The sequence below is a fragment of the Exiguobacterium sp. s132 genome (genome assembly GCF_018617235.1).
GTDB lineage: Bacteria > Bacillota > Bacilli > Exiguobacteriales > Exiguobacteriaceae > Exiguobacterium > Exiguobacterium profundum.
Genome location: NZ_JACSJU010000001.1, coordinates 744,570 through 758,694, shown reverse-complemented (window position 1 = coordinate 758,694; position 14,125 = coordinate 744,570). Strand labels below are relative to the sequence as shown.

Annotated in this window: 15 protein-coding genes; 8 read left to right on the top strand and 7 right to left on the bottom strand. The window is 45.7% G+C overall.

Annotated features, from left to right (window positions below; all coding sequences use genetic code 11):
- The first annotated feature begins 11 nt into the window (after positions 1-11).
- Positions 12-866, top strand: coding sequence for an ATP-binding cassette domain-containing protein (locus tag KNO78_RS03880; RefSeq protein ID WP_214690922.1), 855 nt, complete (start codon positions 12-14; stop codon positions 864-866).
- Positions 867-1,612: 746 nt separating this feature from the next.
- Here KNO78_RS03880 and KNO78_RS03875 read toward each other — a convergent pair.
- Positions 1,613-2,704 (bottom strand): FUSC family protein, encoded by a 1,092-nt coding sequence (locus tag KNO78_RS03875; protein WP_214690923.1) that lies wholly within the window; start codon positions 2,702-2,704, stop codon positions 1,613-1,615.
- A gap of 175 nt (positions 2,705-2,879) precedes the next feature.
- Between KNO78_RS03875 and KNO78_RS03870 the strand changes: the two genes are divergently transcribed.
- Positions 2,880-3,500 (top strand): NAD(P)-dependent oxidoreductase, encoded by a 621-nt coding sequence (locus KNO78_RS03870; protein WP_159562291.1) that lies wholly within the window; start codon positions 2,880-2,882, stop codon positions 3,498-3,500.
- A 16-nt stretch (positions 3,501-3,516) separates the two neighbouring features.
- The gene (locus KNO78_RS03865; protein ID WP_214690924.1) at positions 3,517-6,903 is read left to right on the top strand and encodes a dynamin family protein; all 3,387 of its coding nucleotides are present in this window, start codon (positions 3,517-3,519) and stop codon (positions 6,901-6,903) included.
- Between the two features lie 145 nt (positions 6,904-7,048).
- Here the strand turns inward: KNO78_RS03865 and KNO78_RS03860 are convergent, their stop codons facing one another.
- The 5 genes from KNO78_RS03860 to KNO78_RS03840 form a co-directional block, all read right to left on the bottom strand.
- Complete coding sequence (locus KNO78_RS03860; protein ID WP_214690925.1) at positions 7,049-8,029, bottom strand: Gfo/Idh/MocA family protein; 981 nt, start codon at positions 8,027-8,029, stop codon at positions 7,049-7,051.
- A gap of 9 nt (positions 8,030-8,038) precedes the next feature.
- The gene (locus KNO78_RS03855) at positions 8,039-8,497 is read right to left on the bottom strand and encodes a GNAT family N-acetyltransferase (RefSeq protein ID WP_251125283.1); all 459 of its coding nucleotides are present in this window, start codon (positions 8,495-8,497) and stop codon (positions 8,039-8,041) included.
- Positions 8,498-8,579: 82 nt separating this feature from the next.
- Positions 8,580-9,263 carry a hypothetical protein gene (locus KNO78_RS03850; RefSeq protein WP_214690926.1) on the bottom strand — a complete coding sequence of 228 codons (684 nt, stop codon included), beginning with the start codon at positions 9,261-9,263 and terminating at the stop codon, positions 8,580-8,582.
- A gap of 6 nt (positions 9,264-9,269) precedes the next feature.
- Positions 9,270-9,950 carry a BatA domain-containing protein gene (locus KNO78_RS03845; protein ID WP_214690927.1) on the bottom strand — a complete coding sequence of 227 codons (681 nt, stop codon included), beginning with the start codon at positions 9,948-9,950 and terminating at the stop codon, positions 9,270-9,272.
- A gap of 100 nt (positions 9,951-10,050) precedes the next feature.
- The gene (locus KNO78_RS03840; protein WP_214691275.1) at positions 10,051-10,419 is read right to left on the bottom strand and encodes a PH domain-containing protein; all 369 of its coding nucleotides are present in this window, start codon (positions 10,417-10,419) and stop codon (positions 10,051-10,053) included.
- Positions 10,420-10,538: 119 nt separating this feature from the next.
- Between KNO78_RS03840 and KNO78_RS03835 the strand changes: the two genes are divergently transcribed.
- The 5 genes from KNO78_RS03835 to KNO78_RS03815 all read left to right on the top strand — a co-directional run bounded on the left by KNO78_RS03835 (position 10,539) and on the right by KNO78_RS03815 (position 13,336).
- Positions 10,539-11,744 carry a cation:proton antiporter gene (locus tag KNO78_RS03835; RefSeq protein WP_214690928.1) on the top strand — a complete coding sequence of 402 codons (1,206 nt, stop codon included), beginning with the start codon at positions 10,539-10,541 and terminating at the stop codon, positions 11,742-11,744.
- Positions 11,745-11,839: 95 nt separating this feature from the next.
- A complete protein-coding gene (locus KNO78_RS03830; protein WP_159562285.1) occupies positions 11,840-12,136 on the top strand; it encodes a hypothetical protein in 297 nt (98 codons plus the stop codon).
- A 29-nt stretch (positions 12,137-12,165) separates the two neighbouring features.
- On the top strand, positions 12,166-12,645 hold the full coding sequence (locus KNO78_RS03825) for a helix-turn-helix transcriptional regulator (protein ID WP_159562284.1): 480 nt from the start codon (positions 12,166-12,168) through the stop codon (positions 12,643-12,645).
- On the top strand, positions 12,629-12,913 hold the full coding sequence (locus tag KNO78_RS03820; RefSeq protein WP_159562283.1) for a hypothetical protein: 285 nt from the start codon (positions 12,629-12,631) through the stop codon (positions 12,911-12,913). Before KNO78_RS03825 ends, KNO78_RS03820 begins: the two co-directional genes overlap by 17 nt.
- A gap of 18 nt (positions 12,914-12,931) precedes the next feature.
- The gene (locus tag KNO78_RS03815; RefSeq protein ID WP_159562282.1) at positions 12,932-13,336 is read left to right on the top strand and encodes a nucleoside 2-deoxyribosyltransferase; all 405 of its coding nucleotides are present in this window, start codon (positions 12,932-12,934) and stop codon (positions 13,334-13,336) included.
- Here the strand turns inward: KNO78_RS03815 and KNO78_RS03810 are convergent.
- Positions 13,323-14,084, bottom strand: a complete 762-nt coding sequence (locus tag KNO78_RS03810; RefSeq protein WP_214690929.1) for a helix-turn-helix domain-containing protein — start codon at positions 14,082-14,084, stop codon at positions 13,323-13,325. The genes KNO78_RS03815 and KNO78_RS03810 overlap by 14 nt on opposite strands.
- Between the last annotated feature and the right edge of the window lie 41 nt (positions 14,085-14,125).

Below are 14,125 nucleotides of genomic sequence, written 5' to 3'. Positions count from 1 at the left end.
GGAGGTACACCATGATACAAGTGGAACACATCGTGAAAAGGTACAAGAAACATATGGCTCTCGATCATGTCTCGCTAAACATTGAAGGGATATATGGTCTCCTTGGGTCGAACGGAGCGGGAAAGACGACATTAATGAAAATCATTTGCGGGCTAACGAATGCGTCCGGTGGAGATATCCGGGTGAACGGTCAATCAATGATGAAACGTAAATATGCAGATACAGCTGGAATAATTGGTTTCTTAGCCCAAGACTTTAATGTTTATCCTTCCTTGTCTGTAAAAGAAGTTCTCTTTCATCTAGCCCTATTGCAAGGTATCGTCGACCGCAAGAAACAAGAGAGTGTCATTCAACAAGCGTTAGAAAGAGTCAACTTGACCGATAAATCCCACCTGAAGATGGAAGAACTATCAGGTGGGATGCGACGCCGCGTTGGGATTGCTCAATTGTTGCTGCGTGAGCCGGAGATACTCGTCTTCGATGAACCGACTGCAGGCCTTGATATCGAAGAACGAATCCGCTTCCGAAACCTTCTTCGCGACTTAAGTCATGATCATACAATCATTATTTCTTCACATATCGTGGAGGATATTGAGTTCTTGTGTACGAAGATTGGACTCTTATCCGATGGACACGTCTTATTCGAAGGCACACCTGAGGAATTGAAGAAGAAAGCAGAAGGTTCGTTGGCGGAAGCGCAAATCAATCTTATAGAATTGAATAAATGGGTGAAAGATCATGATGTAGTACATATCGAAGAAACATCAGACGGAGCCTGTATCCGATATTTTGATGAAGAGAAAGGCGATGCGAAAATCGTTCCTCGGCTTTCGGATGGTTACTTAGCTGTGATGAGGGCGCAATGATGGATATATACCGTTTACTAAGAATTCAATTGTTTGAATGGAGATATCAGCGGTTACTCGGGATTATTCCGCTATTTGTATTCTGCGCTTCTCTTCTTGTTATAGTTAGGGACAGTTCTGAACTGCACCTCAGTATACAGATTGTCCATTCTCTCTATCTGCCTTGGATTTCATGGTCTGTCATTCTCTATTTTCAGCCGTTATATGACACAGGGGCTTATTACACATTAATCCCACACTACCGAAAATGGATTAGTTTAAACTTCGTGTTCCTGTTCACATTTTATGTTATGGGGTATCTTTTATTGCTATTTAATATTGATGGTGCGTTCCGATTGCTTCAAACAAATCCATTAATACTAGTTCACCATCTACTTTTGCTAACTCTCTTTTGGTGGCTTGGAGCAGCTCTGGTACTTCTTCTAAAAAGCTTCGAGTATGCGATTGCCCTCGTACTAACCTATACACTCATCGAGGTTATTACACGAGGTGAGTTTATGCCTTGGCCGCACATCTTTTACTTCCATGAGTACTATGATCTTACAATTTATATACAAAAAATCAGTTTGATTGTGTTCATTTCCTTAGTTTTTGTTTGTCTGGCACTTGTACGTTTGTACAAAAGAGATTGAAGAGGTTCATTCGTCTTTTATATAGGTCATTCTATAAATATTTTATACACACAAAAACCTAAAGGTGCACACGGTTTCGAGTACTCCTTTAGGTTTTCTATCAATCTTTCCTTCTCAGTCTTCAAAAAACCATTTCTTACGTGGTTCCACTTTTAGGTTGTCTCCATGTTTCTTCATTTCCGTGACAAGATAGCGTTCGAGTTCATTCATTGCCTTGACCCAGTCGGTCATCGTCGCCACGAGCGGCACGACGATGAGAATGAGTTCTTCCTCTTCTTCTCGCATCCTCTCAATCATTAACTTCGCAAAGTCAAAGTTCTCATGGATGAGATCCTCTTCCCGATCGATGAGGTGCTCGTTCTCAAGCTCGTAGGCTGAAAACAGACGCTCATGTCGACGCAACAAGTGACGAATGTGGCGATACAGCTCTTCGCTCAATTGTGGAGGAAGTTGTTCAATCGTATGAAAATCATGATCGAGCTTCTCGATGACATGGAGCGCGGCACGGTTCGTCTCAATCATTTTAGACTTCAGGACAGCTCGACGGAAGATCGGTGTCTTCTTCTCAAGCCATCGATTCGCTTTAATTTCTTCTTCAAAATAGGCGTACGTTTGTTTTGAGTCGCTATGCAACTTTTTCGTCTCTGGTAACGAGTCGAATGAGGAGCGGCCGCCTTCCGTCTCCGCAAACAAGCGTGCGATCCGAACAACCATTTGAAATGTGTCGGTGATTTGTGCTTCGAGTTTCCGCTCGTAGCGAGGTGGGAACAATAGTGCATTCACAATCAATGCGACCGTAATCCCCATCATAATGAGTAGATAACGTTCGCCCGCAAACACCCACACCGGCATATCCGACTGGCTCGCCCCTTCCATGATGAGAATCGTCGTCAAGATGACGGTCCGTGTCGTCGATTCTAAATTTAAAAAGAGAAGAATAGAGATGGCGATGATGATGACGAATCCGATAGCGATTGGTGTCGGATTCGGAGTGAGTAGCAGAAATCCGACGGAGAGTAATGCTCCAATCAGGTTCCCTTTCATCTCTTCGATTAAGCGAAGCCCAGTCTGATAAACTGACGGCAGGAGCGCGAGTGACGCAGCGAGTGCCGGGACGACGATTTGTTGGAATTGAAATGCCTCGGCAATCAGTAGGACGATTGCGACCGATAGCCCAGTCTTAATTGTTCTAGCCCCAAATTTCATGTAATGGTGCCTTCCTCTCTTACACCTGTCATATGTATTTTTTGCCTTCTTCCTCAATTCTAAAACGTACCATATTCTTTTCAAGGGGAAATGAACCATTTCAGGCAGTTTTGTGAACGCTTCCGTGTTATGATGGCGTTGGATATTTCTTTCATCTTGATGGGGAGGGGTTTACTTGTCAACAATTGCTTTATTCGGTGGAAGTGGCCGTACTGGGGAACGGGTGCTTGAACGCCTACTCAAAAAGGGACATCGTGTCACACTGCTAACGAGACAATCGCTAGGTTCCAATGAAGAAATCGATGAAATTTTAGGAGATGCGACCGATCGAGACGCTGTCTTTGAAACGGTTCGATCTGCAGATGTTGTCATATCGGCATTAGGGACGGACAAACAAAACGTATTATCAACATTCACACCACTCGTGATCGAAGCGATGAAACAGTTTAATGTGACACGCATCATCACGGTCGGGACCGCAGGCATCTTGCAGGCGCATGACAGCGACAACTACCGCTTTGAAACGAAAGAATCGAAGCGTACGATGACAACCGCAGCCGAAGATCACGCCCGTGCTTATGAGTTATTACGGGATTCAGGCTTAGCCTTCACGGTCATCTGTCCGACTCAACTGATCGATGAGCAATCTACCGGTGAAATCATCGTGTCAAAAGAGGTATTGGGGACGAAACATTCAGGTCCAATTTCGAGAGATGACGTTGCCGATTTGGTGATGGCTTGTTTAACGGACGATGACTATGTCGGACACCGTGTCGGCATCACGACGGAATCATAATTAGGGGATGGGAAACATGCACGAACAACAAGAACAATTGGCACGACTCGCTTTAACGTTTGAACAAGAGGAGATGACGGACGCTGCACGACTCGCCCGTACCGCCCTACAAAAAGTAACAAATGAAGAAGTATGGATTGCCGTCTGTGGTCACTTCTCAGCCGGAAAGTCGACATTGCTCAATGACTGGCTAGAGGAAGGGTTCCTTCCGACAAGTCCGATTCCGACGAGTGCCAACATCGTCACATTACGGGGTGGCGAATCAGCGGCAGCCGTCGCAATCAATGATACGGATTGGATTTCATTAGATCCTTCTTCCCTATCAAACATCAGTGACTATTGCAAAGTGGAAGAAATCAAGGAAGTCGAGTATACCATCGATCGATTCCCGTTTGACGAACACGTCGTCTTGATGGATACGCCAGGGATCGATTCGACGGATGAACGTCATCGCCAAGCGACAGAACGTTCGCTCTTCTTGGCCGATCATCTGTTCTTCATGATGGACTACAACCATGTGCAATCGGAACAAAACATCGGGCTGATGAAACAATTTAGCCGGGAAGGACGTCCCTACTCCATCATCATCAACCAAATCGACAAGCATGATGAGTGTGAACTCTCTTTCGTGGAGTTCAAAGCGTCATTGACGAAAGCGTTCCGACATCATGACATCGTCCCAAATGACACATTCTACATTTCACTTCGTGATGGGCAACATCCGCATAACGAAGTCGAGCGCTTGCGGTCATATGTACGTCAAGTCATCGACGAGGCAAAACAGCAACAAGTTGAGCATGCGGATGCATTGATTCATACGCTAGTCCGCCGCAACGAAACATCGATTCAATCGATGTTGGACCAATTGCCAACCTATGAAAAGAGCCCGAAGGAAATGCAATCTCGTCTACATCGTCTTGAAAAGAAACGGTCATGGTGGACCTCATTCCGTCGTGAGTTCTTTAAACACCAAACTCCGATCGTTCAAAGTGCGCCGATCATGACTTATGAGTTCCGTGAGTTGTTGCGGTCCTATCTCGAGAGTTGTGCCCCGTCCTTCAAGGTCGGTCTCTTATTCTCAAAAGAGAAGACGAAGCAAGAACGAGCTCGTCGTGAGGAAGTGGCAGTCAAAGAGTTCAACCGTCTGATTGACATGAACTTGCGCCCACATCTCGTGAAGTTCGCGGAAGACATCATCCGAGATTTGAAACTACCTGAAACGTTGCTACCAAAAGGAGATGTCCTCCCGATTGCACCGAATTCACTCATCACCGAACAAGTGAAGTCGGGTGCATCCCTCAGCGGTGATACGGTGTTGCAGTTTAGTCGTGACATCGAGACGGCCCTCGCGTCCTGGGTAACGAAAGTATCGGAACCTTGGGTCCACTCGACGGATACGTATATGAAGGCGGAAGTCGATTTGCGTTTGGAACAATTTACGACTGAAGAGGAAGCGTTGTACGAAGCACTCGATACGGAGGCGTTACGGATTCGTCTTTCGAACCGTTTGGACTCGATTCGAAAATATAAGGAGTTTCAACTTGATTCGAATCAAGTGAATCAGTTGGCTGTTCGAAACTATGTCGATGCAACGTATCTCCCGGAAAAACAGTCGAATGTTGTTGAATCAGAGGTTGCATCGACGTTGATTTTGGAAGATGGTCATCATTTATTTGATTTTGATTTTTCTTATGAAAATGCGGTATGTGAAATATTAGAGAATCATCCGTTATTCCGCTCCCGTGTCTCGACATTACGCAAGAAAATCGAGCGTGCGAAGCATGAACAGTACACGTTCGCCATCTTCGGAGCATTTTCGGCTGGAAAGTCCTCGACTCTCAATGCGCTATTCGGTGAGACGGTATTACCGACGTCCCCTAACCCGTTGACGGCATCCATCACAAAGATCGTCCCGCCGAACGGACGGACAAATCGAACTGCATCGATCACCTTCAAATCACACGATGAACTCGAAGAGGAGTTACAAGGTTATGGGACTTCCCTCGCCTCTCTCGATGTCGATCACCCGTTCGTCAATGCCGTAAAATCGGCACCGCTCGAGTACCTCGGACGAACGGAAGTCGTCGACTATGACACGTTCTGCGCATTCGTCGCACAAGAAGAGAAGAGCTGCATCGTGAAAGAGATCGAACTTTATCTCGACTCACCGTGGGCAGATCGTGGCATCGTCTTCGTCGATACGCCGGGGGCCGATTCACAGTTCAACCGACATAGCGAGGTCCAGTTCGGTTATATGCGTGATGCGGACGCCGTCTTGTTCGTCACCTATTACAACCATGCGTTCACCGAAGCAGACCGGGAGCTCGTCATTCAGCTTGGCCGTGTCCAAGGGACTGGAGATCACGAGATGTTCTTCCTCGTCAATGCGTCTGACCTTGCGACAGATGAAGAAGAACGGGATGCTGTCACGGATTACGTGGCACAACAGTTGACCGCGCTCGGTGTTCGGAGACCGACCGTCCTACCCATCTCAAGCCGAAACGCCATGCAGGGCGATGATGCTGGGTTTGACCGGTTCGTCTCAACACTTGAACGCTATGTCGACAAAGACCTTCGCCTCGCCAACGCGATGCGTATACAGGAAGAAACGACAGCGCTACTCGCTACATTTGATCGTGTATTGAATGAAGCGAAAGAAGACGCGTCGGCGAAAGAACATCGTCGTCAACAATTGATTGCTTTACTCGAGAACCCACCGGCACTCGATATGTCAGCACTCATTGACCTGTTTGATCGGGAAGCGAAAGAACTCCTCGCCCACCTCGAGACGCGTTCGCTCCTCCGCCTCTCGGACTTCGTCAAGGAGACGTTCCATCCGGTCGAGGTCGACGGATCGAGAAAGAGCCTGGAGCGCGCACTCGGACGTACACTCGACAAATACGCCTACGATATCCAGCAAGAGCTCCAAGTGTTCCAGTATCGGTTGGAGCGATATGTTAAACGCGAATTCGTAGCCTTGGTCGAACGGTTGACCGAGCGTCAAGCGTCGCTCCTTCCGACGCTTGAATTTGACCATGACCTCGACGTGGCATGGTTACGAGAGGCTGTCGAACCGATTCATCTCGAGACATCACCTTATCAGTCGGTATTGAAGCGCTATAAGAATGCGAGTCAATTTTTCGAGGGAGACGGACGGACGCAACTGAAGGATGAGTTGACCTCACTTCTTCGCGATATGATTCGGTCGCGTCTTGAAACGATTCATACGAAGCAAATCGAACGGGCCAACACGGAAATCAGTAAAGCTGAAGTCGAGATTGAACGAGAGTGGTCAACTCAATTGAAAGAACTTGCCGATGCAGAGCTCAGCATGTTGACGGACAACCATTCCTTTGATGAGATGCATGAACGTCTCGAATCGCTCAGAAAGGAAACGGTATGAACACATTACTGCTCATCGGACTCATTCCCGCTGTCGTTATGACGATTGTTCTGGGGCTGTTTCTGAGATATCTCTATTTGAACAAAGAATAACGGGAACGGTCCTCGATGCGCACATGACATCGAGGACCGTTTTAAGTTTGTATTTATTTGTCTGCTGGATAGACCACGCCAAGCTGTGTTCGAACGTTCGTCATCACATCAGCAAGACGAATCATGTCATTTGCTGAATGTACAACTGTTTCCGAAGCACTAGCTTCGATCGCACGGACGAATGCTTCGATCTCATATGACATCGGAGCATTCTGTGATTCTGATACGATTTCTGACGTGCCATCTCGCAACTCTAGACGGACTTCATCACACGTCGCAATATCGTCGATGACGATGCGTCCTTTTTCCCCGATGATCTCAGAAGGAGTCGATGTCGCATGAATCTTTGAATGCATGATGATCACATCCAAATCGTCATAAGAGAGAATGACCGTTCCGCTCCCGTCCACTCCAGATTCCAGCTTCACACCGCTCGCCTGGATATCATTTGGTTGACCGAACAGTTTTAAAGCAGGACCAAGGAGATACACACCAAGGTCCATCAACGAACCGTTCGAGAATGCAGGATTGAACGTATTCGGGTTCTCCCCTTGTTTATAGAGGTCATACCGTGAAGAATACTGTGATTTATTAAAGACGGCCCGACGCACCGGAGCAATTCGCTCCATCGCCTTTTGAATCCGTTCAAAATTCGGCATGAACAAGTTTCGAAGTGCTTCAAGTAAGACGACCTGGTTCTCCTTCGCCACTTCAACCAAACGAGTCACTTCCTGGACGTTCGAGGCGAGTGGTTTTTCACAGAGGACGTGTTTGCCATGCTGCATGAACAAGATACTCTGTTCGGCGTGAAGTGAGTTCGGACTCGCAATATAGATGGCATCGATGACATCACTCTTCGCCATCTCTTCAAGTGACGTGAACGTATGTAAGATGGAGTGACTCGCTGCATATTCGTTAGCACGCGAATCCGTGCGCGAATAGAGAGCTGTTACTTCTACGTCATTCAACTGATTGATTGTGTCAATAAACCAGTCTGTGATGAAGTTTGTACCAATAATGCCAAAACGGATCATGTGAATTCCTCATTTCTGTTCTTTCAGTTTTTTGATGAGTAAAATTTCATCCAATAAAGGAATCTTATCATATCCGACATGTGGGATTGTCGCTTTCAGTTTTCTTGCCCGCGTCACCGCATCATGAATGATTCGTTCTAGACGATAGCCACGACGTTGATAAAAGCCAAGCGCTCTCAAATTATCATTGGTTGTGATGACGATTAATTGCTTAACTCCGTGCTGCATACCAATTTCTTCAACAGCATGGAGTAAGTGAGAGCCGATCCCACTATTCTCTATCAGACTATCAAGAGATATGATTTCTACTTCTTCATCCCGAATAACATACGTAACAAGACCGTGAATTTGATTTGTTTTCATGTAGACAAATCCTTCGAGCTCTGCACAATCGTATGTTCCCGAAGAAACGACCATTTGAGTTGAACCCCAATGTTTAACAAAAAAATTGCGAATGTCTTCTTGCATACTAGTATTGATTGGTACAATCACTTAGTTCATCCCTGTCTATATATGATTAAAAAATACGGTGTTTGAAATATATTGCAAGCTAATATACTCTCTTATTATTGGTTTCATTCTGAAAGACTTCGGCACGTCTCCTCTCCTTGAACGGCCAACGATAAATCTTTTCCTCATTTCCGACATAGGCTACACCGTTTTCAATAGTCAACGAGGAACAGTCAAGGAGATGACGTGGCATCGGATAGGAGTCAATCCGTCCGTCCACTTGGACATGGACGAGACGACCGTCGATTGAAGAGATGACCCACACCCCCTTCTCTGATGCACACATCACGTCACAATCATGAAGGACCGGGCCCTTTCTGACCTCTTGATTATAGCGAAAACGTACGGTTCCCTCCTTTGAGAAACAGACGAGTGCCTCGGTCGAGATCCCATCTCCAAAGATGCCCTCGTCCCCATATCCAATCCAGATTCCCGTATCGTTCATTACAACTGCTGAAATCGCGTTTCCTGCATGAAAGGAATGATTGATCTGTCCATGCGTATCCAGCACCCACGCATTGATTGGTTCTCCTTCTATCGTAAACGCCCAAATGAACAAGTAATTCTCGTCGATGATTCGAATACCTGACACATATTCATGCCGTTTGAAGTCTATGATCAACCCATTCCAATGGATGTAGAATTGATGATTGGTCTTGACCAAACGAGCGGAACCCATTGACTTGCGCGCATCGGAAACAACCACCTCTATTTCATCGTTCATACACCATCACCCCTTACCGTCTTCGAATCGCTTAAACTCCAACGCCGCTCGAAATCGTCTAGATTCTTCATCACTCACCACTACATCCATATATCTCGATTTCCAATATGGGGAGAGGTCCACTTCTTCCACGCCGATCCGCTTGAACCAATCTCTCACCGTCTCATTCGACTGGTGTCTTGAGGCAATCGGCAAGTCCAGATTGAACTGGATGAGCGCATTCAGAATCGCATTATCGGTCCATTGAACCTCTTTGGATTCCACAAATCCATTTGCTTTAGCCTTACGCTCTCTTCGTTTTACGGCGTCACTCAAGAAATCAATGGTCGAGACGACACGCTTTCTTTTCCTTAGCACGCTGAGCGTCAAAATCAGAAGAACAATCAAACCCCCAATAAGGAACCATAACCAGTATGAATTTCCCGACTCGGTTACTGTCCCTCCTGTTTCGAACGTATAGTCTAAAAAGTCATTCTTCAAGAATTGAAAATCCTCATCATCTTTCAGACGAAACTTCCCTCCATATTCATCACTGCTGGTTCCGTCCTCTCCAGAAAAGAAAAGCACGATTCCACCTTTTGTCGGGTCGTGAAACCATTCCCAAAATAAACGAGCCAGATGAATCAATCCAGTCACCAACACCAAACTGCCGAACATCATCATCAATAATCGGGTTGTAAATCGCATCGTAACCTCCGTTACACATTATGTATGATCGTATCATGTATAATAAGAGATTGTCAGAAAAATCCAAATAAAAGGACCGAAAGATTTTCGGTCCACTGTTTTACAAAATTGCTTCCGCGAGCAGACGGTCGAACTTACGCACGTCCACTTTCTTGTTCAAATTAATTTTAATTGTACCGGCGCGAGTGAACAGCTGGACTTCGGAATTAAAGTCGAACATCCTCCCCGCATTCTCCGTCGAGTACATATTGATTGAGTCGTACGGAAGCGAGTAGACCTCAATTTTTTTACCCGTCAGTCCTTGTGCGTCACGGACAATCAGACGTTTGTTCGTGAAGACGGCGACGTCACGGACAGTCTTATAGGCAGCGACCGCCCGCTCCCCATCGATGAATGACTCCGTGATATCATTCGGCACCTCACATTCGGAATAAAACGTCCAAGATAACTCTCCAATCGGGTTTCCCATATTGATTCCTCCCTGAATAAATGACATGTACTACCACCTATATTCCACATTTTTCGTTTGATTAGACCTCGAATGGGAAGATAATGTATAGCATGTTGATTGTAGAGGAGGGCGTCGTCATGATTGCGCAGCAAATCATCACATTACTACTGATTGGCTATTTCATTTATTTGATTGATTCCAAACGAAATTATTTTCCGGTTCCGGTCATCTTGGTATTGATCGGAATAGCGCTCTCATATATCGCTTTTTTTGATTCGGTATTCATTTCAAAAGATATGATCTTCGAGGTGTTCCTACCGGCACTTCTATTTACATCGGCTTATCAGTTCAAATACAAAGATTTGAAAGACAATATCGGGATCATCACGATATTGAGTACGGTCGGTCTTGTCTTGACTGCCATCTTGATGGGATATGGCACGTTTTGGATCAGTGAGTTGTTTACACCACTCAGTTTGACCGCCTCTTTCTTATTGGCGTCCATCTTGATTCCAACCGACCCTGTTTCTGTGACCGCTATCTTAAAGCGGAGTAAAGGAGAGAAGCGGATTGCGGACGTCGTCGAAGGTGAATCGATGGTGAACGACGGGACGAGTGTCGTCATCTTCACGATTTTTCTTAGTATGTTCGCAACGGGAGAGCGATTCTCCACGCTTAGCTTTTTAAGTGAATTTTTGATAGTGTCTGCTGGAGGAATCGGGATCGGCTTCGTCTTTGGATTTGTACTTAAAAAATTGATGATTATCAGTTTTAAAAAGCATGAACTCGTCATGTTGACGATCGTCATCGCGTACGGGGCTTTCTATCTTGCCGACGCGCTGGAAGTATCGGGTGTCCTTGCGACCGTGACAGCAGGCATGATGCTCTCCCATGAGCTTGGCATGAAAGAAAATTATGAATCGGTCCAGCGTCACTTGGATGGATTTTGGGATATTGTGATTCCCATGCTACTCGCTCTCTTGTTCTTGTTGATTGGAATCGAAGCGACCAGCTACCTGTCTATATCGCTCTGGACGTTCGCAGCCCTATTATTCTTCCTTTCCATCTTGACCCGGTTCATCGTTGTCGGCGGTCTCGTCTATTCCATCCCTGTCTGGCGAAAGGAATTTAAAGACGATTTGACAGCGACTTCTCTCCTTACTTGGTCCGGGATTAAAGGAACAATGTCGATTGCCCTCGTCCTCTGGCTAGAGGCAGAGAACATTGACGGATCGAGCGAAATGATTTCTCTCGCCTTTGCCGTCATCCTCCTCTCTCTTGTCTTACAGAGTATTGGTGTTTATCCGCTCACTACCTATTTAACGAATAAAGATGACACGTGAAAAAATCCTTCCTCGGGAGGATTTTTTTATTCGGGAATTGACATCGACTACTTTAAGTGTAAAATTACACTTGTAATATACTAGGAGGTGATCTGTTGGAAAACACTTCAACACCATCCGCTGCCATCTCTACTGGGATAGTGACCGTCGCGCTTGCACTCGTCGCTTCATTTCTTACCCCATCATTTTTGAAAGTCGGAATCATCTGGGATATGGTCGCTTTCTTAGTGATTGGGATTGCGACATTCAGTTTTACATACCATTATTATCAATCAAAACGGTTGTCCTATTGGCAATACATTTGCTGTTATGTCATCGTCTGTCTCTTTTTATTCACCGTGTTTCTCGGAATCTCATGGTTACTGATTTTCATAAGCTCGGCGACGCTCTGAGTCGAACAAACAGGAAGGAAGAACCGATTATGAAAAAATCCGAATTTATTGGACAAGTCTCTCGAAAAATGAAATTGATTCGCATCGAATCCCAGTATTCACAGGAAGAGATGGCGAACTTACTTGGGATTTCAAAAAAAACACTCATCCAAATCGAGAAGGAGAGAAATGAAGCAAGCTGGTCGACGATTGTGACGCTATGCGCGCTGTTCAATGAAAGTGAGATTCTCGTACACTTGATTGGCGACGACCCCGTTGAATTCGTCAAACTGATTGCAACCGAGAACACATACGAGCCGAAAGAAAAAACACTCGGCGGACGTGTCTTTTGGCATGCGATCAAAGAGGGGTCCCACTTCATTCTTCAACAGAACATCATCAGCGGACATTACCGCATCATCGATCTCGATCATGTGAGATGGTACAGCACGTTTGATGCGGAAGATGCCGAACAGGTGCGGTTGAAGTTGGAACTTCATCGTGAGGAATCAGATGACACGAAAGCATAAAGATTTGATGATGGCTTTCAGTCTAATCGTCATAACGATCGTCTACTTTTGGCTGATTCCAAACATCGCGTATGACTACATTTGGTTCGTTGGCACAATCATTTTACTCGTACTCTCGTCTTTATCAATCACGCGCTTGATTCAATCATACCTTCCACTTTCTATGATGAAATTCGTCCTGATTAGCGTGATTTTTTTCCTTGTACTCTGTTGTCTGTTGATTATCCTATTTTATGTCGTAGCGCTTTACCAGATGAACCATTTGTGACGAATTGGAGGTCTTTGTATGCGATTTTATGTCGGTTCAAGCTTTTCAAATATCGAAGAAGTACGGTTCATCCGTGATCGACTGATTGCGCTCGACCACAGTCATACGTACGACTGGACCCAAAACGAACGTGCCGCTTCAATCGATGCGTTACGTGCGATTGGCGAAGAAGAGGTTGCTGGAATTCAAACAGCGGACTTCGTCGTCATCCTCTTGCCTGGAGGAAAAGGCGCACATGTAGAGCTCGGGATCGCTCTAGGAACGAACAAGCCCGTTTACCTATATGATTTGGGTGACCAGATGATGAATATGGAGGAGACGAGCACGTTTTATCATGTGGATGCGGTACAATGCTTGGAGGGATCGTTCCACGACCTCCCCCACCAAATCCAATATCAATTGGAGCTCTCTAATCACGTTTGAGCTGATGTCCTTTATTCTCACGAAATCGAGCCGGGGTGCAACCTACCCATTCTGTGAAATGTCTGTTCAGCTGAGCCGGACTATTGAATCCGACTTCCTGGCTGATTGCGAGTAACGTAAGGTCCGAATAGCGTAGAAGTGATTTCGCATGAATCAGGCGTTGTCTCGTGATGTATTGATACGGTGTCTGACCGATTCGCTCTCGAAAGCTCCGAATGAACTGATATTTGCTTTGATGGACGATTCGACTCAAGTCTTCAATGCGAAGCTCCGTATGATAAGAATCATGAATGACACGCAAGACCGGTGCAAATATGTCTTCATCCACAATCGAATCGCTTAGATGATGTCGAATGAATGTCATGACATCATCTGTCGAAGCATTCCCCAATAACTCTCGACTTGACCACTCCCCTAACAGCCTTCTTGTCGACATGACCGCTATCGAAGGAAACATTGGATTGATCCTGCTTTTAAATCCGCTCAAGCGGCTAGCAGTAAACCGAAAACTCACATAAGTCGTTTCAGTTGAATCCGCGAACAATCGAAAGGACTGATTCGGTTGAATCACAATCGATTCGCTGTCTTGGAGACGATATTCGAATACATCCACTTCAATCCCGATTTTCCCTCCCAACACGAGCACCCAGACGATGTCTTCTACGCTCTCTTCTCTCTCTGTCGTCCAATCTCCAATAAACGACACGTAATGAATGGTGACGTCAGGCAGTGTAAGTAATTGTTCCATACATCCCTCCAGATTATTGCGCCAAAATCGAGCAATAAAGT